Here is a 23,471-nt window from a genome sequence, read left to right as displayed (position 1 = left end):
GCGTGCCGTGGCGGGCTTCGGCGTGGAACCCGAGGCGACCTTCCCGCTGCGGGGAGACCTCACAGGAGTCCATCGGCCTGGGCAAGGTCCCGGTCCCGGACCTGACGGAGGTCAACGCCCAGGAGGAGTTCCACGCGGAGCCCACCACCGCCCCCGAGTTCGAAACAGCCCGGACCCGCGCCCGGCGCGGGCGGTGACGGGCCTCCCCCTGGTGGCCAGATCCGCGTGCTGCCACGCGGACGGCGTTTGCCTCTGTCGTCCCTCCGTGCAAAAGTGCGTTCGATTCAGAGGGGTTGGGGGGATTTCGCGGTGGGTTTCGACGAGGAATGGCGCCGGCATCGCGCCGAGGCGGCCGCGCGGATCGACGCGGAGCCGGCGACCGTACCGGAGGAGCCGGAACGGAACCGGGTCGCCGAGTTCCCCGGCCGGCTGGCCGGGTTCCAGCGCCGGGTCGTGCTGGTGCCGTTCGACGAGCGGGGCGGGCTCTGGACTTCGCAATTCGGCGGCGTGGACTGGATCTGCGCGTTCTCGGACGACGAGGCGCTGGCCCGGTTCGCACAGGCCAGAGGCGAGACGGAGAGCGTCTGGGAGTACCACCGGGTGCTCGGCGCACGCCTGCTGGACGACGTGATACCGGAGCTGGACTTCGCGTGCGGGGTCGCGCTGGACGCGGCGGGCCCGGACGGCGTCCTGTTCCCGCCGGTCCGCGGCATCGTGCCGGACACCGCGGCGGTCTACGGCGGGGTGGCGGCATGAGCGGCGAGCCGGGCGACCTCGACGTGTCACAGGCGGCGCTCGCGCAGATCGCCAAGGGCATCACGGACACGCTGGCGGAGCTGCGGGAGCTCGGCCCGGCCGGACTGGGGAACACGGGCGGCGGTTTCACCCAGCTGAAACTGACCGGCCTGCAGACCGGAAACGACGGCCTGACCTCACAGCTGGACACCTTCTGCGAACGGTGGGGCTGGGGCGTGCGCTCACTCGTCCAGGAGGCGAACGGGTTCGCGGCGGGCGTGGGCCTGTCGGCGGGACTGGTGCACGAGCAGGACCAGTACGTCCAGGGCGGTTTCAAGGTGCTGGCCAACGCCGTTCTCGGGGGCAGCTCGTACGCGTCCGAGCAGGAGGTCATGGACAAGGACTGGGGTCAGATCCTGGCCACCAACCCGTACACGAACCTCCGCGACGCCGACTACAGCGCGGAATCCGCCCTCGAGTCCGCGCAGAACACCGACCAGGCATGGCAGCAGACCTGGGACGACCTCAACCACAACGTCCACGGGAAGCTCGTCGACCTCACCCGCGACCAGGGCCAGGCGGGCGGCGGTGAACACCGGTGACGGACTGGGGGGCACTGGCCGACCAGGGCCTGGACAAGCTGGAACACACCTGGACCGCCGCAAAGAAGAAGGCCGGCGAGGGCATAGACAAGGCCACCGACGAAATCGGCGGCATCCTCCACAAGGTCGGCCAGGACCGCTGGGCCGACGGCATCGAGGACGCCGGCGACAGCCTCGCCTCCCACCTCGGCGCGTCCGTCGCGGAACAGCAGCTGGGTCAGACCGAGCAGGCCGACGAGCTGGTCCACGGCTCTCCGGCCGACATCCGCGCCTGCGCGGCGCACATGAAGGACTTCCAGGCCGCCTTCGACCGGGTCGGCCAGGGCATGAAGGCACTGGACGCCGGCAGTTGGAAGGGCGCGGCGGCCGACGCGTTCCGTAAGGCCTTCGCCATGCACCCGGCGCAGTGGCTGCACGCGGCCGACGCCTGCCAGAAGGCGGGTGCCGCGCTGACCCGGTACGCCGACACGGTCGAGTGGGCGCAGAAGCAGGCCCTGCAGGCGATCGCGCTCCACAAGACGGCGCTCAAGGTCCACCAGGACGCCGCCAACGCGTACGCCAAGGCCGTCGACACCTACAACGCCACCGCCCTCGCCGGAAAGAACCCCGGGCCGGTGCCCACCAAGCCCGACAACGCGGGCGCCGCCGAGGCCAAGCGGGCCCAGGAGCTCCTCACGGAGGCCCGCCGCCAGCGCGACGACGCCGCCGCCGACGCGGGGCAGGCCCTGACGGCGGCGCTGGAGCACGCGCCGGCCAAGCCGGCGTCCCACGAGCAGGCCATGGCCCTGGCCCTCGACGCGGCCGCCATCGGCAACACGGAGATGACCCACCTCAGCGGAGGGGTCGTCAAGGGCACCGCCGGGGTGGTCAACTTCCTGCGCGGGATCACGCCGTTCGACACCTACAACCTCACCCACCCCGCGGAGTACCAGCAGAACGCCAGCATGACGCTGGCAGGGCTGGTCGCCGCCCCCGCCCACCCGGACCGCGTCGCCGCCGCCGTCGTCGAACCCTTCCGCGAGGACCTCGCCGAAGGAACCGGCCGCCTCCTGCCCGAACTCCTCGGCACGGAGGGCTTCGGCGGAGCGGCGAGGGCGGGCGCACGCGCCGGTGCCCGGGTGGCGGAGGAGTCCGCCGGCAAGGCCGCCTCCAAAGAAGCCCGGGCCGCCCAGCAGGCGGAGCCGGAAGCCTCGGCCCGTTCCGAGGGCGAGAAGGTGTGCCGCGAGGACCCGGTCGACATGGCCACGGGCCGCATGGTCCTCCCCCAGACCGACCTCGTCCTCCCGGGCGCGCTGCCCCTCGTCTTCACCCGGACCTTCGAGTCCTCGTACCGGGCGGGCCACTGGTTCGGCCCCACGTGGGCGTCCACGATCGACCAGCGGCTGGAGCGCGACGACGAAGGCCTGGTCCTCGTCCGCGAGGACGGCAGCCTGCTCGCCTACCCGCACCCCGAGCCAGGCATCCCGGTACTGCCCGCCCTCGGCCAGCGCTGGCCGCTGACCCTCGACGCGGACGGCGGCTACACCGTCACGGACCCCGAGTCCGGCCAGGCCCGCCACTTCGACGGCGACGGCGCCCTCCTCCAGCTCGAGGACCGCTCCGGCGCCTGGATCACGTTCACCTACGACGACTCCGGCGCCCCCGCCGCCCTCACGCACAGCGGCGGGTACGAGCTGCGCCTGAGCTCCTCCGGGGGCCGGATCACCTCCCTGTCCCTCGGCGACGGCACGGAGGTCCTCCGGTACGGCTACACCGACGGCCACCTCACCTCGGTCACCAACTCCTCCGGCCGCCCCCTGCGTTTCGGCTACGACGACCTCGGCCGGATCACCTCCTGGACCGACACCAACGACCGGCACTTCACGTACGTCTACGACAAGCAGCACCGCTGCGTCGCCCAGTCGGGCACCAACGGCCACCTCGACGTCCGGTTCGCGTACGAGCCGGGCCGCACCACCCTCACCGACTCCCTCGGCCACACCACCCGCTTCCTGGTCGACGACCGGGCCCGGATCACGGCGGAGACCGACCCCACCGGCGCGACGACGCAGTTCACGTACGACGGCCACAACCGCCTCCTGACCCGCACGGACCCCCTCGGGCACACGACCCGTTTCACCTACGACGAGGACGGCCGGCGGACCGGCGTCGTCCGGCCGGACGGTCGCGAGACGCGGGCGGAGTACAACGCCCTGGGACTGCCTGTGAAGGTGACCCGGCCGGACGGGCTCACCTTCCTCACCACGTACGACGCCGCCGGCAACCGCACCTCGACGACCGCCCCGGACGGCACGGTCACCCGCTTCACCTACGACGCCCGCAACCATCCGTCATCGATCACGGACGCCCTCGGCCACACGACCACCGTCCGCTGCGACGCGGCCGGCCTGCCCCTCTCGGTCACCGACCCCCTGGGCGGCACGACCAGCTACGAGCGCGACGCGTTCGGCCGCCCGGTCCGCGTCACCGACCCCCTGGGCCGCACCACCCGTCTCACCTGGAGCGTCGAGGGCCGCCTCCTGCGCCGTGCGCACCCCGACGGCACGCAGGAGTCCTGGACCTACGACGGCGAGGGCAACTGCCTGACCCACACGGACGAGATCGGCGGCGTCACGGTCTCCGAATACGGCGACTTCGACCTCCTCACGGCCCGCACGGGCCCCGACGGCACCCGCCACACCTTCACCCACGACACCCAGCTCCGCCTCACCAGTGTCACCAACCCCCAGGGCCTCACATGGCACTACACCTACGACCCGGCCGGCCGACTCGCCTCGGAAACGGACTTCGACGCCCGCACGCTCACGTACGCGTACGACGCGTCGGGCCGCCTGACCTGCCGCACCAACGCCCTCGGTGAGACGACCACCTACGCCCACAACGCACTCGGCCAGCCGATCCTCAAGAACGCGGCGGGCCTGGTCACCACGTACGCGTACGACGCCTTCGACGCCCTGGCGGCGGCCACCTCACCCGAGTCCACCGCCACCTGGCTCCGCGACGCCACCACGGGCCGCCTCCTGTCGGAGACGGTGAACGGCCGCACCCTCACGTACGGCCACGACGCCCTTGGCCGCCGCACCACCCGCACGACCCCGGCCGGCTCCACGTCCCATTGGACATACGACGCCGCGGGCCGCCGCGCCTCCCTCACCACGGCGGGCCGCACCCTCACCTTCGAGCGCGACGCGGCGGGCCAGGAGCTGACCCGCACACTGGGCCGGTCCCTCTCCCTCACCCACGAGTACGACGTGACGGGCCGCCGCACCGCCCAGTCCGTCATCGGCGAGGACGGCCGGACCCTCCAGCGGCGCGGCTACAGCTACCGCGCCGACGGCTACCTGACCGGCATCGACGACTCCCTCACCGGCCCCCGCACCTTCACCCTGGACGCGGCGGCCCGCGTCACGGCCGTGGAGGCCGCGAACTGGTCGGAGCGCTACGCGTACGACGAGGCGGGCAACCAGACCAGCGCCTCCTGGCCGGCCCACCACCCCGGCACGGACGCCCGGGGCGAGCGCGCCTACACCGGCACCCGCATCACCCACGCCGGCTCGGTCCGCTACGAACACGACGCACTGGGCCGCATCACCCTCCGCCAGAAGACCCGCCTCTCCCGCAAGCCGGACACCTGGCGCTACGAGTGGAACGCGGAGGACCGGCTGACGGCCGTCATCACTCCCGACGGCACCCGCTGGCGCTACACCTACGACCCCCTGGGCCGCCGCACGTCCAAACAACGCCTTGCCGCCTCCGGCGAGGTCGCGGAGGAAACCCTCTTCACCTGGGACGGCACGACCCTCTGCGAGGAGACCACCGGCCAGGTCACCCTGACCTGGACCCACCAGGGCCTGCACCCCGTCACCCAGACGGAACGCATCGACCAGCCGGAGATCGACGACCGCTTCTTCTCGATCGTCACCGACCTGATCGGCACCCCCACCCACCTGGTGGCCGAGGACGGCACCACGGCGTGGCACACCCGCACCACCCTGTGGGGCACCACAACCTGGAACCGCACGGCGACGGCCTACACCCCACTCCGCTTCCCGGGCCAGTACTACGACCCGGAATCCGGCCTCCACCACAACTACTTCCGCACCTACGACCCCGAAACAGCCCGCTACCTCTCCCCGGACCCATTGGGCCTGGCCCCGGCGCCCATTCCCAGCGCCTACGTCACCAACCCCCACACCTGGTCCGACCCGCTCGGTCTGGCGCCCGAGGGTTGTCCCGAAGTGTCCGACGGAAAGCTCGACTATCTTTTCGACAAAGACATCAAGGCCGATCCACACAACACGGCACGAGCCAAGCAGAACGCGGCACAGTTGCGAAGCATCGGTTTCGAAGACACTCCAGCCTCTCGCGAATACGTCCGCCAGCACCTTCAAGACGCGACCAAGAACGGGTTCGAAGACGTCTACACGGATCAGTGGGGCACTTTCGGCAGAACACACTCCGTCATCACAGGCCGATGGGGCATGCGGGAGGCCGACGCGATGTGGCAACTGCTGCCGGACGGAAGCAAACGGCTCACCACGGTGATATTCAAGGGAGGGAAATGGTGGAACGTGATTAATTAGAGCCAATCGCCCGATTTGCTCGAGTCTCCCCACTGGTCACACCGGAGTTCACATGCCTTTCGTCACCCCAGAGAGCCAGGAGTTCGTCAATACCTTCGGAATCGAGACGATGCTCGTCGGGGAGTACCAGTACAGGCTCGACTTCTCCGAAGTCGTCGACGGCGAGCTGGGAGTCTCCTACGACGTCATCGGTCGATCCGTGGCGGTCTCCTGGTGCCCAGTTCCCGGAAAGGGGGTTTTCAGCACCTTCCGCGAGGGGGCGACGGTCCTCCGTATCGCGGACAGTGCCGAATCCTCCAAGCTCGTTGTGGAGTTCAGTACGGAGGACACCACAGGGAGCCTTGAGGTCCAGGTCTTCCCGTACGTGTCCGTCTCGGAGCGGACCCTGATCTGCTGAGACCCTGCGGCCCGGACGGGGGGTGTCAGTGGGGGCCGTTAGCGTCGGGGTATGGCGATCAATGTGGTGTTGCGGGGCTCGGTCGGGCTGGTGGGTGGGGGCGGGCTTGTTGATGGGTTCGGGTTCGAGGGGCGGGGTGGTGGGGCTCGGCGGGCCTTGATGCGGAACGGGGAGGAGGTGGAGGTCTACGACCTTGACGAGCTGTTGGGCGGGGAGTTGGCGCCGGTCGCCGTCTTTCCGGCGCCTTGGCCGGGGTGGGACCGGGGGGTCGACTCCGTGAGTCCCGACGGGGGGTTCGCCGTGTTCTCCGGGCAGCGGGCCGTGCGGGCCGTCGGGGTGGGCGGGGAGGTGCTCTGGGAGTACCGGCACGGTTGCTGGGGGCCGGAGTTGGGGCACCCGCACAGCGGGGACGAGCAGGAGGTGTGCCGGGGACTGGAGCACGGGTCCTGCCGGGTCTCGGACGACGGGCGGACCGTCTGGGCGCACGTCGTGCACGAGGAGCGGGAGTACTGGGTCGTCCTGGACGCCGCCGACGGGCGGGAACTGGCCCGGCTGCCGCTGGAGGACAGCGCGGCGGCCGGCTCGAACCACGTCTCCCACCCGGACGGGATCCACATGGGCCTGTCCATCGGCATGGGCCAGGACGGCATCCTGCTGTACTGGGCGCGTTGGGACGGCGAGAAGCTGACCGCCTGGGACCTGAACGAGACCATGGACCGGATCCTGGCCGACGTCCACCCCGGCCACCGCGGCTTCCTCACCATCGAGCACTACGGCTCGGACCTGCGCCTGCACGCCCTGGACGGCGACACCCTCGCGACGGCGGAGCCGGAGTCCGGCGCGGAGGACGAGGAGCCTGGGTTCTGGGACTACGGCTGCGGATTCGTGGACGCCGGCACCGTCATCGCCGCGGCGGGCGAGGACGGCGACGAGGAGGACGCCGAGCGGGCGGGGCACTGGCTGCTCGACGCCCACACCCTGGGGATACGCGGCCGGGTCGCCTACCCCGACGGCCCCGTGGCCGGGTACGTGCGGCCCCTCGGCGACGGCACCTGGCTGACCTATGACACCGGGACGGAGATCCTCAACCGCTGGGGTGAGGCAGCCGCCGGCTGAGGGGCCGAGGGTCAGGCCGCTTCCCTCGTGCCGGATCTGAAGGCCCGGCGGTACGCCGTCGGGGAGATGCCGAGGGTGGTGGTCAGGTGGTGGCGGAAGGCGGACGGCGTGCCGAAGCCCGACTGGGCCGCCACGCGGTCGACCGGGAGATCCGTCGTCTCCAGCAGGCGGCGGGCGTGGTCGACGCGCCGCTGTGCCAGCCACTGGCCCGGCGGCAGGCCGACCTCCTCCACGAAGCGGCGGCAGAAGGTCCGTACGCTCATCCGGGCGTGCTCCGCCAACTCCTTGAGGGGTAGGGGCCGGTGGAGGTGTTGCAGGGCCCAGGACCTGGTGGCGGCGGTCGTCGCCGCCTCCGGCTCCGGCATCGGGCGTTCGATGTACTGGGCCTGCCCGCCCTCCCGCCACGGCGGGACCACGCACAGCCGGGCCACCCGGTTGGCCACCTCGCTGCCGTGGTCGCGGCGCAGCAGGTGCAGGCACAGGTCCACTCCCGCGGCCACCCCGGCGGCCGTCAGGATCCGACCGTCGTCGACGAAGAGGACGTTCTCGTCGACCTGGATCCGGGGGAAGGCCCGCTGGAAGTGCTCCGCCTCGTTCCAGTGCGTGGTGGCGCGGCGCCCGTCGAGCAGGCCCGCGGCCGCGAGGACGTAGGAGGCCGTGCAGATCGAGACGATGCGGGCGTGCGCCGGGAGCAGGGCGAGGGCGTCGGCCAGTTCGGCGGGCAGCCACGCTCCGCCGCCGGGGCCGTCCGGGCCGCAGGTGAACGGCGGGATGACCAGGGTGTCGGCCGTGTGGAGGGCCTCGGTGCCGTGGGAGACGGCGATGGCGAAGTCGGCGCTCGTCGTCACCTGGCCGCCGGCACTGTCCAGGCCGCAGGTGATCACCTCGTACAGGGGCGCGCCCGTGGCGTCCTCGGCGGTGCCGAAGATGCGGACCGGGATGCTCAGTTCGAAGGGATAGACGCCCTCCAGGGCCAGGACGACCACGCGGTGGGGAGGGGCGGAGGCGACGGGAGGGGGCTGCGGCGGCATGGCAAGATCTTTGCAGATGCTGGCATTCTTGCCACTCGTTCCGGTGAGCGGCCTGCGAAAACCTTGGTTCCGGACGGGGCCGCCGGGGCCCCGCGGACAACGGGGTGAGGACATGCGCGCAGTGGTTCAGGACGGGTTCGGCGGGCCCGAGGTGCTGGAGGTCGCCGAGGTGGAGCGGCCCGAGCCCGGGCCGGCCGAGGTGCTGGTACGGGTGCACGCGGCCGGGGTGAACCCGACGGACTCCTGGCACCGGGCCACCGGCGGCCTGGCCGGCGAGGTGGTCCGGCTCGGCTGGGACGTGTCGGGCGTGGTCGAGGCGGTCGGCCTCGGCGTCACCACCCTGGCCCCCGGCGACGAGGTGTTCGGGATGCCACGCCACCCCGTCCCGGCGGGCACGTACGCGGAGTACGTCACCTCCCCCGCCCGGCACCTCGTCCGCAAGCCCGCCGCGCTGAGCCACGTACAGGCCGCCGCACTGCCGCTGGCCGCGCTCACCGCCTGGCAGGCCCTGGTGGACACCGCCGGGCTGCGCCCGGGGCAGCGGGTGCTGGTCCACGCGGCCGCGGGCGGGGTCGGACACCTCGCCGTGCAGATCGCCAAGGCGCGCGGCGCGTACGTCGTCGGCACCGCCCGGGCCGCCAAGCACGCGTTCCTGCGCGGGCTGGGCGCGGACGAGGTGGTCGACTACACCGCGGTCGCCTTCGAGAGCGCCGTCGAACCGGTGGACGTCGTACTCGACGCCATCGGCGGGGAGTACGGGCCGCGCTCGCTGCGGGCCCTGCGGCACGGCGGGATCGTGGTCTCCCTCGCCTCTCCGGCCGAGGCCCGGCTGGCGGAGGCGGCGCGGCCGCTGGGGGTGCGGGCGGCGTTCATGGCGGTGGAGGCGGACCAGGCGGGGATGCGCGAGATCGCCTCGCTGGCGCAGGCCGGGCTGCTGCGGCCCGAGATCGACACCGTGCTACCGCTGGAACTGGCCGGGAAGGCGCATGAGTTGAGTGACAGCGGGCGGACGACCGGGAAGATCGTGCTGTCCGTCTCCGGATGAACGAACGCGACGCCCCCCGGCGGCATCGGTGCCGCCGGGGGGCGTCGCGGGTGTCAGGGCGTCGCGGATGTCAGCGGCGTCGCGGGTGTCAGGGCGTCGCGGGTGTCAGGGGCAGCTGATGCGGGTGTCGCCCGGGTCGGTGGTGCAGGTGTCGGTGTTGAAGCCGCCGTCGGCGGAGTCGTTGCCGAAGACGCCGTCGACGGTGTCGAGGCGGTCGTCGCCGTAGTACCCGGTCAGGGTGTCGTTGCCGGTACCGCCGAAGAGCACGTCGTTGCCGAAGCCGCCGTCGACGTTGTCGTTGCCGGGGCCGGCGTAGACGGTGTCGTTGCCGTAGCCGGCCCGGACGGTGTCGTTGCCGCTGAGGGCGCAGATGACGTCGTTGCCGAAGCCGCCGGTGAGGGTGTCGGCGCCGCTGGTGCCAATGATCGTGCAGCCGTGGGCGTTGTTGACGGTGCTGGTGGCCGTCGCCGTGTTGTTGGCGGTCGCCGGGTCGGTCTGCGTGGCGGAGGCGGTGGCCTTGTCCGAGAGGGTGCCGGTGGCGCGGGGTTCGGCGACGAACGTGACCGTGGTCCGGGCGCCGGGGGAAAGGGTGCCGACGGTGCAGTTGGCGGTGGTGGCGGTGAGGGTGCAGGTGCCCTGGGCGGGTGTGGCGGACACGAGCGATCCGGGGCCGGTGAGGGTGTCGGCCAGGGTGACGCCGGTGGCCGTGGTGGTCGTGCTCGTGTTGGTCACCGTCACGGTGTACGTGGCCTGGTCGCCGATGCTGACGGAGGCGGGGCCGGTCTTGGTGACGGCGAGGTCCACGCCGGGCGGGGGCGGCGGAGTGGTCACCTGGTAGCGGACGAGGCCCCGGTCGTCGCCGGTGTTGCCGGAGACGACGATCTTCCCGTCGGCCTGCAGGGCCACGGCGTTGGCGGTGTCGAAGTAGCCGGAGGAGACGTCGGTGTGGACCTTGCCGCCGGTACCGAATCCGGTGTCGAGGGTGCCGTTGGTGGTGTAGCGGGCCACGCCGAAGTCGGCCTGGCTGATGCCGGCGGCGACGATCTTGCCGTCGGGCTGGAGGGCCAGGTCGGCGGCTCCGTCCAGGGTGTTGGCGCCGAAGTCGGTGGTGACCTTGCCGTCGCCGTCGAAGGCCGTGTCCAGGCTGCCGTCCGGGTTGTACCGGGCGAGCGCGAAGTCGAAGGCGGCGCGGCCCGCCGTGACGATCTTGCCGTCGGGCTGGACCTTGACCCCGCTCGCGACGTCGGGGCCGGTGAAGCCGGTGGTGACCCTGCCGTCTCCGTCGAAGGCGGTGTCCAGGCTGCCGTCCGGGTTGTAACGGGCGAGGGCGAAGTCGGAGTCGTTGGAGGGGTAGTTGTAGCCGGAGCGGCCCGCGATGACGATCTTGTTGTCGGACTGGAGCGTCACGTCGTACGCGCTCGCGGAGCCGCCGGCGAAGCCGGTGGTCACCTTGCCGTCGCCGTCGAAGGTGGTGTCCAGGCTGCCGTCGGCGGGGTTGTAGCGGGCCAGGGCGACGTCGGTGCCGCTCTCGCCCGCGGCCACGATGGCGCCGCCGGGCTGGATCGCGATCCCGAAGGCCTCCTGGGGGCCCGTGGTGCCGAAGTCGGTGAAGGTGAAGCCGTCGCCGTCGAAGCTCGTGTCGAGGCTGCCGTCGGGGTTGAAACGGGCGACGGTGAACGACCCGGTGACGTCGGGATCCGCGCTGTAACCGGCCACGACGAGCTTTCCGTCCGGCTGGACCGCCACCGCGTCGGCCACGTCGTCGCCGCCGCGCAGATCGGTCTGGATCTTGCCGTCGTTGTCGCCGTCGCCGTTGAAGGTGGGGTCGAGGCTGCCGTCGGGGTTGTAGCGGGCCAGCGCGAAGTCGGAGGCGCCGCCGGCCGCGGGGACGGTGGTGCCGACGGTGACGATCTTGCCGTCCGCCTGGATCACCATGCCGCGGCTCTCGTCGTAGCCGCCGCCCCCGAAGTCGGTGACGACTTTGCCGTCTCCGTCGAAGGCCGGATCGAGGTCGCCCGGTGCGCCGAGGGCGGTGGCGGGCAGGGTCAGGACGAGCGCCAGACCGGCGGCGGCGACCGCGACGGCGTTGCGGCGCCGGGCTCTCCTGCCGCCGGAAGGGGATTGGTACGTGGAGGCGGCGATGGAGACGGCGGAGGTGGCGGAGGTGGCGGAGGAGGTGAGGGGGAACGCGGACCTGGAGCGGGACGTGAACATGGAGACCCTTCGTCTGCTCGCCGCCGGCGTGCAGTGGCCCGGCGGCTCCCACGGGACGGGCCACAGCCTGTTGGGGCCGCCGCGGCCTGGCACGTACGGCGGGCCGCGCGCAGCTCAATGAAGGGCCGCGATCCACCCCATCGGGTGAGCGGCGAACCGAAGGTGGACCGGAAGGGGGGCCTCTCGGGTCATCTGGAGGCCATGCCGGAGACCCCTTCCAGGAACGGTTCCAGCGCCGCGCGCAGGGCAGCCGGCTGGTCGTAGTGGACGTAGTGACCGGCGTCGGGGATCTCGGCGTACTGGCCGGCCGGGAGGACGCGGACCATCTCCTGCGCCTCCGCACGGCCCAGTTCGCCGTCCAGGCCGCGGACGACGAGGGTGGGGCAGCGGACCTGGGCGAGCTCCTCCCAGTGGGCGTCGTGCACCCAGGTCTCACGGGCCGTCAGCATCTGGCGGCGGGAGAACAGGGGCCGCCAGCCGTCCGGGGCCTGGTGCATCACCTCGGCGAAGAAGGCTCCGCGGCCGGGGTCGGGGCGCTCCACCCGGGGGTCGTCCTCGCCGAACCAGCGGCGGGCGGCGTCCTGCGTGGGGAAGGGGAGCGGCCAGCGGCGGAACCATTCCTCCCACTCCTGCTGGGAGGCCTCGCCGAGCGCGGAGGCCCGCATGTCGCAGATCACCAGGGCCTGGACGAGGTCGGGGCGGCGGGCGGCGAGCTGCCAGCCGGTGAGGGCGCCCATGGAGTGGCCGATGAGGACGACCGGGCCGAGGCCGAGCTGCTCGACGGCCGCCTCGGCGTCGGCGACGAAGGCCTCGCGGCCGAGGGAGTGCGGCGGGGTGGCGGGGAGGGGCGGCGGGGCGCCGAAGCCGGTCGGGCCGCTCAGGCCCCGCAGCCCACCCCGCCCGCCGGGCCCGCCCTGCCGGCCCGGCCCGGCCGGTCCGCCGGGTCTGCCCAGGCCGCCCGGACCGCCCTGGATGCCCGGGCCGTTCATCGCCGGGTGCTCGCTCTGGCCGTGCCCGCGCTGGTCCAGGGCCACCACGCGGCGGTGCTCGCCCAGCCAGCTCGCGGTGCCTGCCCAGTGGAAGGCCCGGCCCATCAGGCCGTGCAGTAACAGGACCGCCGGTTGCCGGGGCTCGGCCGGCGGATCACGGAACTCCCAGGCGGCCAGTCGGACGCCGTCGGCTGCAGTGACATCGATGCGCTGAACCACCGAGGATGCACCCCCTTCGCTCCCGGCCAGACTATCGAACCCGCATTCGAAAACGGGCGTCTCGCCGACAACACCGCTCTTTCGAGTGACCTTGCTCAAGGATTGGCCGCCGCTGCCGATGGAGATCCTTTCAACAGGGAGGCGGGCCGCTCGGGGAAGACGGTCCGAAGGGGATGACCTTGAGAGCTCGGGGCTCCAGGTCAGCCAGGGGAGGACGGTCCCGGCGCCGCGAGGCGCCGGGACCACTCGTCTTCAGGGAACTGCGACAGATGTGACCTGATCCGGGTGTGCGCGCCGTGGCCGCCCTGCGGCCACGGCCCGCGTCAGCGCTTGGCGACGAACACGTGCGAGGCGATGTCCGCGTCCAGCTCGGCGGCCTCGCCGCCGCTGCCGACCAGCACCCCGCCCGGGGACTCCGTCACGCTCACCACGGAGCCGGGCTGCACGCCCGCGCGCCGCAGCGTGTACATCAGCTGGGCGTCCGTCTGGATCGGCTCGCCGATCCGCCGGACGACCACCGTCTTGCCCTCGCTGCCCGGGTCCAGGTCCGACAGGCTGACCATGCCGTCCTCGATGAACGGGTCGGCCTCGGCCTTCTCGCCGAGCTCCTCCAGACCCGGGATCGGGTTCCCGTACGGGGACTCGGTGGGGTGGCGCAGCAGCTCCAGGACGCGCCGCTCCACCGCCTCGCTCATCACGTGCTCCCAGCGGCAGGCCTCGGCGTGCACCTGCTCCCACTCCAGGCCGATGACGTCGACGAGCAGGCACTCCGCGAGGCGGTGCTTGCGCATCACGCGCGTCGCGAGCTTGCGGCCCTCGTCGGTCAGCTCCAGATGCCGGTCGCTGGCGACCGCCACCAGGCCGTCGCGCTCCATGCGCGCGACCGTCTGGCTCACCGTGGGCCCGCTCTGGTCCAGCCGCTCGGCGATCCGGGCGCGCATGGGGACCACGCCTTCCTCTTCCAGCTCGAGGATGGTGCGGAGATACATCTCCGTGGTATCGATCAGTCCGGACATTCGTGCCCCTCGGATTGCGTGCGCTGGCCCTGTCCCCAATTCTGACGCATCGGGCCGACAACCGTCCCGCGCCTGACGTCAAGGCAGGTACGGGACATCTCCCCGGGACGCCGGCTCGGGCGCCCCGGACACCCGGTGCGCAGGGCTTTGGTCCCGGGATTGACGCCCGTATTGACACGTCCTTGGTCCAGACCGCACGGTGAGCGGCGGACCACCGACGACGCATCCACCGCACCCCACCCTGGAAGGGCCTTCGTCGAATGAGCGAGAGCAAGCTGGCCGGGCAGTTCTTCGACGCCGCCATCGGCCTGCTGGAGCGGGTCCGCGACGAGGAGGGCGCACGGATCGCCGAGGCCGGGACCGTGATCGCCGAGGCCGTGGCCGCGGGGAACCGGCTGTTCGCCTTCGGTGCCGGGCACTCCTCGCTGCCCGCGCAGGACGTGGTGTACCGGGCCGGCGGGCTGGCCCTGATGAACTTCCTCGCGGTGCCGGGCACGGCCGGCGTGGACGTCATGCCGGCCACGCTGGGCAGCGCGCTGGAGCGGGTCGACGGGCTCGCCGGGGCGGTCCTGGACAGCAGCCCGGCCTCCGACGGGGATGTGCTGGTCGTCATCTCGCTCTCCGGACGCAATGCACTGCCGGTCGAGATGGCGATGAACGCGCGGGCGCTGGGGCTGAAGGTGATCGGCGTGACGTCGGTGGCGTACGCGACGGAGACGAAGTCACGGCACGTGTCGGGGACCTACCTGAAGGACCACTGCGACATCGTCCTCGACAGCAAGATCGCGGTCGGCGACGCGGAGCTGACGGCGGACGGCATCGAGGCGCCGTTCGCCCCCGCGTCGACGGTGGTGACGAGCGCGATCATGCAGGCGGTGATGGCGGCGGCGGCCGGGGAGCTGGCCGCCCGGGGGGTGGAGCCGCCGTTGCTGCGCTCGGGGAACGTCGACGGCGGGCACGAGTGGAACGGGCGGGTGATGCGGGAGTACGGGGACCGGATCTTCTTCCGGCACTGACGCCGCCGCGCCCCCGCGGGACGGGGCGGGGCTCAGGCGCCGAGCAGGTCCAGGTCGGACGCCACCCGGGCCGCGACCTCCTCCGCGTACACCGCGTCCGCCCGGCCGAACGCGGGACGCGACGGGCCGCGGACGAAGGTCAGGACGCCCAGCGTGCGGCCCCGGCTGCGCAGGACCGTGCACAGGGCGTGTGCCGCCCCCGGGGGCCACTGGCGGGCCCGGGCCCACCCCTCCGCCGCCTCGCTGCCCGGCTCCCCCGGCGCGCCGGCGCGGACCGGGCCGATCCGGTCCAGCGCCTGGAGCGCCGGGTGGGCGGCCTCGTACCGGACCGGGATCGCGCCCGGGCCGGGGAGGACGAGGGCCAGCCCCGACGGGGACGCCGCCGCCCGCACCAGCCGCCGCCCGTCCCCCACGAGCACGTCGACCAGCGCGTGCTCCGCGAACCCGGCCAGCGCGAAGTCCAGCCGTACGGCCGCCGCCTCCGCCGGGTCCGCGCACTCGGCGGCGGCCCGCCCCGCCCGGTACAGCTGGCTGGACCGGAACCGCACCTGCCCCGCGTCCAGCTCGGCCTGCCGGGCCTCGGTGACGTCCTGGAACAGCCACCCCACGCCCAGCGGCACGGGCTCCTCCGCGAGCGGCGAGGCCAGCCGCAGGAACCCGCACCGCCAGCAGCGCCGCCGCTCCCCCTCCGGGGTCCGCACCGTCACCCACAGCTCCACCGGCCCGGGCGGCGCCCCCTCGGCCAGCACGTGCTGGAGCGCCCCCTCCAGCTCCTCGACGCCCTGGGACAGCAGCTCACCGAGCGGCCGCCCGAGCAGCGTCGTGCGCCCGGCCCCGAAGGCGCGGGCGGCGTGCGCGTTGACCACCGCCGGGCGCAGGTCCACGTCCACCAGGACGACCCCCCAGGAGGCGTCTTCCATCAGCGCCTCGCTGAGGGCGATGGAGCGCTCCAGGTCGATCTGGGCGTGGACCTCGCTGAAGGCGCAGTAGACCCCGGCCGGTTTCCCGTCGGCGCCCGGCACCCCGGCGGACTGGGTCCGCACCAGGATCCGCCCGCCCTCCTTGGTGAGCAGGGCGAACTCGTGCACCTGGCGGCCCGGCGCGTCCTGCGCCGCCATCAGCCGGTCCTGCACGTCGTCCGCGTCGGCGGCCCGCACCGCCCAGCCCGCGAACCCGCGCCGGCCCACCGCCTCGGCGGCGCTCCAGCCGAGGATCCGCTCGGCCTCGCGGTTCCAGTGCGTGATCACGCCGTCGGCGTCGAACGCGCACAGGGCGGCGTCCATCCCGTCGAGCAGCGCTGCGAGCAGATCGTCGGTGGTCTCACCACGTCCGGAAGCACTCACCTGGCACCCCCTGCAGGTGTTCGCGTGTGCGGCACGTCAGATCATTGAACTGGAACGTGACCCAGACCACATGCGCTTCTCGGAATCATCCCGGAATGTCCGATAGGGAACCCGGTAAATAAGTTGAGGCCCCCCGGGAGGGGGCCTAGGCTCTGCCGTACACGAGAAGGGAGGTGGTTCCCGAAATGTACGGAAACCGGACGCGTGAGGTGGCTGCGGGCTAAGGGCCCGTCGTCAGCAGCGCACCCAGTGCGGTGCCCGGCGGAGACCGCCCGGCGCCAATCCCAAGCAGTCACCCGACCCGCGGGCTCGCCGGCACGTCCGGCCGGCTCCTCTCACTGCAGGAGAGGAACCCGAGCCCGCGGGTCGCCTGCGTCTGCGCCCCTGTCTGCACCCCCGCCTGCGGGGCCCCTACGGGCAGAGCCGCTCGATCCGCCACTTCTCCCCGTCCAGGACGTACCGCAGCCGGTCGTGCATCCGGTTCTCGTGCCCCTGCCAGAACTCCAGCGCATCGGGCTTCACCCGCAGCCCGCCCCACTCCGGCGGCACCGGTACCTGCTCGCCCTCCGGGTAGCGCTCCGCCAGCTCCGCGTAACGGCGGTCCAGCTCCGCGCGCGAGCCGATCACCCGGGACTGCTCGCTCGCCCACGCCCCCAGCTGGGAGCCGTGCGGCCGGGAGCGGAAGTAGGCGGCCGTCTCGTCACGGCCGACCCGGACCGCCCGGCCCGTCACGATCACCTGGCGGGCGATCGGGTGCCAGGGGAAGAGCAGCGAGACGTACGGGTTCTCCTCGATCTCGCGCGCCTTGCGGGAGCCGTAGTTGGTGAAGAACACAAAGCCCCGCGTGTCGAACTGCTTCAGCAGGACGGTGCGGGAGCTGGGCCGGCCGTCGGAGGTGGCGGTCGAGACGACCATCGCGTTCGGCTCGAAGAGGTCCGAGTCGGCGGCCTGCTGGAACCACCAAGCGAACTGCGTCATGGGGTCCTCGGCGAGACCCGACTCCTCGACGATCTCGGAACGGTACTGCTTGCGCATGGCTGCGGGGTCAATGTCCTGATCGGTCACGACGCCATCCTGCCCCAGTAACCCGACAGCGGGTGTGCCGTATGTCACGCTTCCCGAAGGCCCGGCGGAACGGACAAAATCTTGGGGCCGGTCCGAGGGTCCCCGCACGGATGACCATCGGCCGTGCCGGGCATCAACGGTGATGACCGCGCCGGACCGCGAATCACGCCGGGAACCGCGCGTGTTCGCACTATCTGAGGGAGCCGCCGCATGTCCGACTTCGTACCCGGACTCGAAGGGGTCGTCGCGTTCGAGACGGAGATCGCCGAGCCCGACAAGGAAGGCGGATCGCTCCGCTACCGGGGCGTGGACATCGAAGACCTCGTGGGTCACGTCTCCTTCGGGAACGTCTGGGGCCTGCTGGTCGACGGTGCCTTCAACCCCGGCCTGCCGGCCGCCGAGCCCTTCCCGATCCCGGTCCACTCCGGTGACATCCGCGTCGACGTGCAGTCCGCGCTCGCCATGCTCGCTCCCGTGTGGGGCCTGAAACCGCTCCTCGACATCGACGTCCGGACCGCCCGCGACGACCTGGCCCGCGCCGCCGTCATGGCCCTCTCGTACGTCGCCCAGTCCGCCCGCGGCCAGGGCCTGCCGATGGTGCCCCAGCGGGAGATCGACAAGGCCGAGTCCGTGGTCGAACGGTTCATGATCCGCTGGCGCGGCGAGCCCGACCCCAAGCACGTCAAGGCCGTCGACGCCTACTGGACCTCGGCCGCCGAGCACGGCATGAACGCCTCCACCTTCACCGCGCGCGTCATCGCCTCCACCGGCGCCGACGTCGCCGCCGCCCTGTCGGGTGCCGTCGGCGCCATGTCCGGCCCGCTGCACGGCGGCGCGCCCTCGCGCGTCCTCGGCATGATCGAGGAGATCGAGCGCACCGGCGACGCCGAGGCGTACGTGAAGAAGGCCCTCGACAAGGGCGAGCGCCTCATGGGCTTCGGCCACCGCGTCTACCGCGCCGAGGACCCCCGCGCCCGCGTCCTGCGGCGCACCGCCAAGGAGCTGGACGCCCCGCGCTACGAGGTGGCCGCCGCACTGGAGAAGGCGGCGCTGGAGGAACTGCACGCCCGCCGCCCCGACCGGGTGCTCGCGACCAACGTGGAGTTCTGGGCCGCGATCATGCTGGACTTCGCGGAGGTCCCGGCGCACATGTTCACCTCCATGTTCAGCTGCGCCCGCACGGCCGGCTGGTCCGCGCACATCCTGGAGCAGAAGCGCACGGGCCGCCTGGTGCGTCCCTCGGCCCGCTACATCGGCCCGGGCCGGCGCGACCCGCGCGACATCGAGGGGTACTCCACCATCACGGACATCGCGTCCACGGCCTGAGCCCGGCCTGAGCCCGGTCCGCCGCGTCGGGCGCCGCACCCCCGCGCCGGGCGGGGTGCGGCGCCCTTCGGCCGCGCCGGTCACCCCAGCGCGGCGTCGATGATCCGCGACCACTGGGCGACGACCCGCTCCCGGCGGGCCGTGTCATCGGTCAGCACGTTCGCCAGGCCCAGGCCCCGTGCCATGTCGAGGAAGCCCTGCACGGTCTCCCGCACGCCGGGCACCGACTCGTCCGCGCCCAGCAGCTCGACGGCGATGCGGTGGGTCTCCCGGCCGACCCTGGCCTCCAGCTCGGTCACCTGGGGCCGCAGCTGCTCCTCGTTGGAAGCGGCCACCCAGAGCTGGAGCGCGGCCCGGAACAGGGCCCCGGTGTAGAGGTCGACCAGCGCCTCCACCACCGCCGGCCTGGGGGCCGGGGCGGCCTGGAACAGCTCCCGCAGGGCGGTGGAGCGCTCCTCGGAGACGTACTCGACGGCGGCGGTGAAGAGGGCTTCCCGGGTGGGGAAGTGGTGCTGGGCCGCACCGCGCGACACCCCGGCCCGCTCGGCGACGACGGCGACGGTGGACCCGGCCCAGCCGTGCTCGGCGAGGCAGGAGACGGCCGCCTCCAGGAGGTGCCGCCGGGTGACCCGGCTGCGGGCCTGCTTGGGGAGGCCACGGGTGGGGGTGGCGCGGGGCTCGCCGGTGCGGGTGGCGCCGGTGCCGGTGCGGGTGGCGCCGTTTTCGGGGTCGGTCAGCGTACCCATGACGGGTCCCTGCGCTCGAAGCGGGCGGTGATGCCCTCGCGGGCCTCGGCGGAGGCGAAGAGCCGCGCGGAGAGTTCCGTCAGGCGGTCCCCGTCCCGGTCCAGGGCCTCGCGCACACCGGCGGCCACCATCGCCTTGGTCTCCGCGAGGGCCTGCGGGGAGGCCTTGCGCAGCCCGTCGAGGACGGGCGCGAGGGCGGTGTCGGGGTCTCCGTCCGTGTGGAGGGTGAGCAGCCCTATGCGGGTGGCTTCGGCGGCGTCGAAGGGTTCGGCGGTCAGGAAGTAGCGGGAGGCCGCGCGGGGGTCGAGGCGGGGCAGCAGGGTCATCGAGATCACGGCCGGGGCCAGGCCGAGGTGGGTCTCGGTGAAGGCGTACGAGGACTGCGGCCCGGCCGCGGCGATGTCGCAGGCGCCGAGGAGGCCGAGGCCGCCGGCGCGGACGTGTCCGGTGACGCGGGCGACGACCGGCTTGGGCATCGTGGTGAGCTCGCGCAGCAGGGCGAGGAAGTCCGCGGGGTCGCAGGGGGACTTGAGGTCGGCGCCGGCGCAGAAGGTGTTGCCGGTGTGGGTGAGGAGCACCGCGCGGGTGTCGGCGTCCTCGCCGGCCGCGGCGAGCGCGGCCCGCAGCTCGCCGACGAGCTGTGCGGAGAGCGCGTTGCGGTTGGCCGGGGAGTCGAGGGTGAGGGTGGTGATGCCGGTCGCCCGGGCGGCGTGCACGAGTGGGGCCATGTCTCCTCCGGAGGGGTCTGTTGACGGGGTGCCATCCTCCCGACCGGCCCCCTCGGGGGAGGGTACGCGGCACGACCCCTCCCCTCCGCTCCCCGATCCGCCCCCGCCCCGGCCGACGGGGCCTCGCCCGGGGCGCCGTTCACCCGGTCGAGGGGGTTGCGGAGGCTGGGCGGGGCCGGGCGGGTGCGGGGTCGGGGTGACGGGGTCTGCGGTCGCGCGGCGGGGTCAGTAGGACTTGGGGAGGCCCAGGGTCTGGTGGGAGACGAAGTTCAGGATCATCTCCCGGCTGACCGGAGCGATCCGGGCGACCCGGGCCGCCGTGATCAGGGACCCCAGCCCGTACTCCCGGGTGAGCCCGTTCCCCCCGAGCGTGTGCACGGCCTGGTCCACCGCCCGCACGCACGCCTCCCCCGCCGCGTACTTCGCCATGTTCGCCGCCTCCCCGGCCCCCGTGTCGTCGCCCGCGTCGTACAGCCGCGCGGCCTTCTGCATCATCAGCCGGGCGAGCTCCAGCTCGATGTGTGCCGCCGCCAGCGGATGCGCCACGGCCTGGTGGGCGCCGATCGGCTCCTTCCAGACCTGGCGGGTGCGGGCGTAGTCCACCGCCCGGCCCAGCGCGTAGCGGCCCATCCCGATGGCGAAGGCCGCCGTCATGATCCGTTCGGGGTTGAGCCCCGCGAACAGCTGGAGCAGCCCCGCGTCCTCGTCGCCGACCAGCGCCCCGGCGGGGAGCCGCACCTCGTCCAGGACCAGTTCGAACTGCTTCTCCGCCGCCTGGAGTTCCATGTCGATCACCGAGCGGGTGAAGCCGGGGGTCTCGCGGGGGACAATGAACAGGCAGGGCTTCAGCCGGCCCGTGCGGGCGTCCTCGGTGCGGCCGACGATCAGGGTGGCGTCGGCGATGTCCACGCCGGAGATGAAGACCTTGCGGCCCGTGAGGACCCATGCGTCGCCGTCGCGCCGGGCGGTGGTGGTGATGCGGTGGGAGTTGGAGCCCGCGTCGGGTTCGGTGATGCCGAAGGCCATGGTGCGGCTGCCGTCCGCGAGGCCGGGGAGCCAGGCGCGTTTCTGCGCCTCGGTGCCGAAGCGGGCGATGACGCTGCCGCAGATGGCCGGGGAGACCACCATCATCAGCAGCGGGCAGCCGGCCGCGCCCAGTTCCTCCAGGACGATGGAGAGTTCGGCGATGCCGCCGCCCCCGCCCCCGTACTCCTCGGGCAGGTTGACCCCGAGGTAGCCAAGCTTGGCGGCGTCGGCCCACAGTTCGTCCGGGTGGCCGCCCTCGCGGGCGAGGCGGGCGAGGTAGTCGCGGCCGTAGCGCCGGCCGAGGGCGGCGACGGCGGCGCGCAGGGCCTGGTGTTCTTCGGTTTCGGTGGTGGCGGGGCTCATGACGGCGTTTCCTCCTGGACTACGGCGAGCAGGGCGCCGAACTCGACCTGTTGGCCGGTGGCGGCGTGGAGCGCGGTGAGCGTGCCGGAGGCGGGGGCGAGGATGCGGTGCTCCATCTTCATGGCCTCCAGCCAGAGCAGTGGCTGCCCGGCGGTGACGGCGGAGCCGGGGGCAAGGCCCGCGGCGACGCGGACGACGGTGCCGGGCATGGGCGCGAGCAGTGAGCCCGGTGCGGCGCGGTCCTGGGGATCGGGGAACCGGGGGAAGCGGGTCAGGGTGTGTGAGCCGAGGGTGGAGTCCACGTAGACGGTGTTCGATTTGTGTTTCACGTGGAACATGCGCCGTACGCCGTCGACTTCGAGGGTGACGAGGGTGGGCGTGGCGGCCAGCACGCGTACGCCGGGGTGCTCGACGGGCTGGTACTGGATCTCGTGCTCGGTGCCGGACACGGTGTAGCGGCGGGTCTGCGGCTGGGAGCGGAGGTTGCGCCAGCCTCCGAGGCGGGCGGCGAGCGGGGCGCCGGGGTCCGGGGCGGCTTCGGCGAGGGCGGCGGCCAGGCAGGCGAGGGCGGGATCGGGGGCGCCGTCGGTGAGGGTGGCGAGGTGGCGGTCGTAGAAGCCGGTGTCGAGGCGGGCGGCGGTGAACTCGGGGTGGCGCAGGGAGCGTACGAGGAGCTCGCGGTTGGTGGCCGGGCCGTGGATCCGGGCCCGGGCGAGGGCGTCGGCGAGGACGCGGACGGCTTCGGCGCGGGTGGGGGCGTGCGCGATGACCTTGGCGAGCATGGCGTCGTAGTGGACGGAGACGGTGTCCCCGTCGGTGAACCCGGTGTCCACGCGGACGTGGTCCGGGAGGGAGAGGGTGTGCAGGACTCCCGTCTGCGGGCGCCAGTCGTGGGCGGGGTCCTCCGCGTAGAGGCGTGCCTCGACGGCGTGGCCGGAGGGCTCGGGCGCAGTGGGCGCCAGGTGCTCCCCCTCGGCGATGCGCAGTTGGAGGGCGACGAGGTCCAGGCCGAAGACGGCCTCGGTGACGGGGTGTTCCACCTGGAGTCGGGTGTTCATCTCCAGGAAGTACGGGCGGCCGTCGGCGCCGACGAGGAATTCGACGGTGCCCGCGCCCTGGTAGGAGACCGCCCGGGCGGCGGCCACGGCGGCCGCGTGGAGGCGGGCCCGGAGGTCCTGGGGGAGGGCGGGGGCCGGGGCCTCCTCGATGACCTTCTGGTGGCGGCGCTGGAGGGAGCAGTCGCGGGTGCCCAGCGCCCAGACGGTGCCGTGGGCGTCGGCGAGGACCTGCACCTCGACGTGCCGGCCGCGTTCCACGTAGGGCTCGGCGAAGACCTCCCCGTCGCCGAACGCGGACAGGGCCTCGGCGGCGGCCGCGTCCAGCGATTCCTTGAGGGAGTCGAGGTCCCGTACGACGCGCATCCCGCGCCCGCCGCCGCCCGCGGCGGCCTTCAGCAGCAGCGGCAGGTCCGCGGCGGTGGCCGTGGCCGGGTCGACGGGCTCCAGCAGCGGCACCCCGGCGGCACGCATGAGGTCCTTGGCCCGGGTCTTGGAGGCCATGGCCTCGATGGCCCCGGGCGGCGGGCCGACCCAGACCAGGCCGGCGGCTTCGACCCGCCGGGCGAAGTCGGCGTTCTCGGAGAGGAAGCCGTACCCGGGGTGCACGGCGTCGGCGCCGGCCGCGCGGGCCGCCTCGATCAGCAGGTCGGCGCGCAGGTAGGTGTCGGCGGGGGCGGCCCCGGGCAGCCGGACGGCCGTGTCGGCGGAGCGGACGTGCAGGGCGTCGGCGTCGGGGTCGGAGTGGACGGCGACCGTGGCCAGGCCCAGGGCGCGGGCCGTGCGGAAGATCCGTACGGCGATCTCGCCCCGGTTGGCGACGAGGAGGGAGGTGATCGGGTTCGTCATGGGCGGG

Annotated in this window: 19 protein-coding genes; 9 read left to right on the top strand and 10 right to left on the bottom strand. The window is 73.0% G+C overall.

The window, feature by feature from the left end; genetic code table 11:
- The first annotated feature begins 2 nt into the window (after nucleotides 1-2).
- From BX286_RS20945 to BX286_RS20920, 6 genes are all read left to right on the top strand, one after another.
- Nucleotides 3-197 (top strand): hypothetical protein, encoded by a 195-nt coding sequence (locus BX286_RS20945; RefSeq protein ID WP_079429131.1) that lies wholly within the window; start codon nucleotides 3-5, stop codon nucleotides 195-197.
- 112 nt (nucleotides 198-309) lie between these two features.
- Nucleotides 310-756, top strand: coding sequence for an SseB family protein (locus BX286_RS20940; RefSeq protein WP_261993481.1), 447 nt, complete (start codon nucleotides 310-312; stop codon nucleotides 754-756).
- Nucleotides 753-1,337, top strand: a complete 585-nt coding sequence (locus BX286_RS20935; protein WP_187344172.1) for a hypothetical protein — start codon at nucleotides 753-755, stop codon at nucleotides 1,335-1,337. Before BX286_RS20940 ends, BX286_RS20935 begins: the two co-directional genes overlap by 4 nt.
- Nucleotides 1,334-5,920 carry a putative T7SS-secreted protein gene (locus BX286_RS20930; protein ID WP_261993480.1) on the top strand — a complete coding sequence of 1,529 codons (4,587 nt, stop codon included), beginning with the start codon at nucleotides 1,334-1,336 and terminating at the stop codon, nucleotides 5,918-5,920. Before BX286_RS20935 ends, BX286_RS20930 begins: the two co-directional genes overlap by 4 nt.
- Before the next feature lie 52 nt (nucleotides 5,921-5,972).
- The gene (locus BX286_RS20925; RefSeq protein ID WP_079429127.1) at nucleotides 5,973-6,317 is read left to right on the top strand and encodes a hypothetical protein; all 345 of its coding nucleotides are present in this window, start codon (nucleotides 5,973-5,975) and stop codon (nucleotides 6,315-6,317) included.
- A 276-nt stretch (nucleotides 6,318-6,593) separates the two neighbouring features.
- Complete coding sequence (locus tag BX286_RS20920) at nucleotides 6,594-7,433, top strand: hypothetical protein (RefSeq protein WP_261993479.1); 840 nt, start codon at nucleotides 6,594-6,596, stop codon at nucleotides 7,431-7,433.
- A gap of 11 nt (nucleotides 7,434-7,444) precedes the next feature.
- Here BX286_RS20920 and BX286_RS20915 read toward each other — a convergent pair whose 3' ends face one another.
- Nucleotides 7,445-8,464, bottom strand: a complete 1,020-nt coding sequence (locus BX286_RS20915) for a GlxA family transcriptional regulator (protein ID WP_121015837.1) — start codon at nucleotides 8,462-8,464, stop codon at nucleotides 7,445-7,447.
- A gap of 112 nt (nucleotides 8,465-8,576) precedes the next feature.
- On the opposite strand from BX286_RS20915, the gene BX286_RS20910 reads away from it, so the two are divergent.
- The gene (locus BX286_RS20910; protein ID WP_079429123.1) at nucleotides 8,577-9,509 is read left to right on the top strand and encodes an NADP-dependent oxidoreductase; all 933 of its coding nucleotides are present in this window, start codon (nucleotides 8,577-8,579) and stop codon (nucleotides 9,507-9,509) included.
- Between the two features lie 105 nt (nucleotides 9,510-9,614).
- On the opposite strand, the gene BX286_RS20905 is transcribed toward BX286_RS20910, so the two are convergent.
- The 3 genes from BX286_RS20905 to BX286_RS20895 form a co-directional block, all read right to left on the bottom strand.
- Nucleotides 9,615-11,723, bottom strand: coding sequence for a DUF11 domain-containing protein (locus tag BX286_RS20905; protein ID WP_121015834.1), 2,109 nt, complete (start codon nucleotides 11,721-11,723; stop codon nucleotides 9,615-9,617).
- A 188-nt stretch (nucleotides 11,724-11,911) separates the two neighbouring features.
- Nucleotides 11,912-12,931: an alpha/beta fold hydrolase gene (locus BX286_RS20900; protein ID WP_185117206.1), complete on the bottom strand. Its 1,020-nt coding sequence runs from the start codon at nucleotides 12,929-12,931 to the stop codon at nucleotides 11,912-11,914.
- Between the two features lie 323 nt (nucleotides 12,932-13,254).
- Nucleotides 13,255-13,947: a metal-dependent transcriptional regulator gene (locus BX286_RS20895; RefSeq protein WP_042820656.1), complete on the bottom strand. Its 693-nt coding sequence runs from the start codon at nucleotides 13,945-13,947 to the stop codon at nucleotides 13,255-13,257.
- Between the two features lie 260 nt (nucleotides 13,948-14,207).
- Here BX286_RS20895 and BX286_RS20890 point away from each other — a divergent pair, with 260 nt between their 5' ends.
- Nucleotides 14,208-14,963, top strand: coding sequence for an SIS domain-containing protein (locus tag BX286_RS20890; protein ID WP_079429121.1), 756 nt, complete (start codon nucleotides 14,208-14,210; stop codon nucleotides 14,961-14,963).
- A 32-nt stretch (nucleotides 14,964-14,995) separates the two neighbouring features.
- Here BX286_RS20890 and BX286_RS20885 read toward each other — a convergent pair whose 3' ends face one another.
- Both BX286_RS20885 and pdxH read right to left on the bottom strand, forming a co-directional pair.
- A complete protein-coding gene (locus BX286_RS20885; RefSeq protein ID WP_079429119.1) occupies nucleotides 14,996-16,306 on the bottom strand; it encodes a PAS domain-containing protein in 1,311 nt (436 codons plus the stop codon).
- Between the two features lie 411 nt (nucleotides 16,307-16,717).
- On the bottom strand, nucleotides 16,718-17,341 hold the full coding sequence (gene pdxH / locus BX286_RS20880; RefSeq protein ID WP_121015831.1) for a pyridoxamine 5'-phosphate oxidase: 624 nt from the start codon (nucleotides 17,339-17,341) through the stop codon (nucleotides 16,718-16,720).
- A 240-nt stretch (nucleotides 17,342-17,581) separates the two neighbouring features.
- Between pdxH and BX286_RS20875 the strand changes: the two genes are divergently transcribed.
- Nucleotides 17,582-18,697, top strand: a complete 1,116-nt coding sequence (locus BX286_RS20875; protein WP_079429117.1) for a citrate synthase 2 — start codon at nucleotides 17,582-17,584, stop codon at nucleotides 18,695-18,697.
- A gap of 80 nt (nucleotides 18,698-18,777) precedes the next feature.
- On the opposite strand, the gene BX286_RS20870 is transcribed toward BX286_RS20875, so the two are convergent.
- The 4 genes from BX286_RS20870 to BX286_RS20855 form a co-directional block, all read right to left on the bottom strand.
- Complete coding sequence (locus BX286_RS20870; RefSeq protein WP_079429116.1) at nucleotides 18,778-19,443, bottom strand: TetR/AcrR family transcriptional regulator; 666 nt, start codon at nucleotides 19,441-19,443, stop codon at nucleotides 18,778-18,780.
- On the bottom strand, nucleotides 19,431-20,171 hold the full coding sequence (locus BX286_RS20865) for an enoyl-CoA hydratase family protein (RefSeq protein WP_079429115.1): 741 nt from the start codon (nucleotides 20,169-20,171) through the stop codon (nucleotides 19,431-19,433). The genes BX286_RS20870 and BX286_RS20865 overlap by 13 nt, the downstream gene beginning before the upstream one ends.
- 225 nt (nucleotides 20,172-20,396) lie before the next feature.
- On the bottom strand, nucleotides 20,397-21,560 hold the full coding sequence (locus BX286_RS20860; protein ID WP_079429114.1) for an acyl-CoA dehydrogenase family protein: 1,164 nt from the start codon (nucleotides 21,558-21,560) through the stop codon (nucleotides 20,397-20,399).
- Nucleotides 21,557-23,464 (bottom strand): biotin carboxylase N-terminal domain-containing protein, encoded by a 1,908-nt coding sequence (locus tag BX286_RS20855; protein WP_121015828.1) that lies wholly within the window; start codon nucleotides 23,462-23,464, stop codon nucleotides 21,557-21,559. The genes BX286_RS20860 and BX286_RS20855 overlap by 4 nt, the downstream gene beginning before the upstream one ends.
- Between the last annotated feature and the right edge of the window lie 7 nt (nucleotides 23,465-23,471).

The sequence above is a fragment of the Streptomyces sp. 3211.6 genome, from assembly GCF_003634815.1.
Lineage (GTDB): Bacteria > Actinomycetota > Actinomycetes > Streptomycetales > Streptomycetaceae > Streptomyces > Streptomyces katrae_A.
The sequence above is the reverse complement of the archived record's forward strand: the minus strand, read 5'-3'. Positions and strand labels throughout refer to the sequence as shown.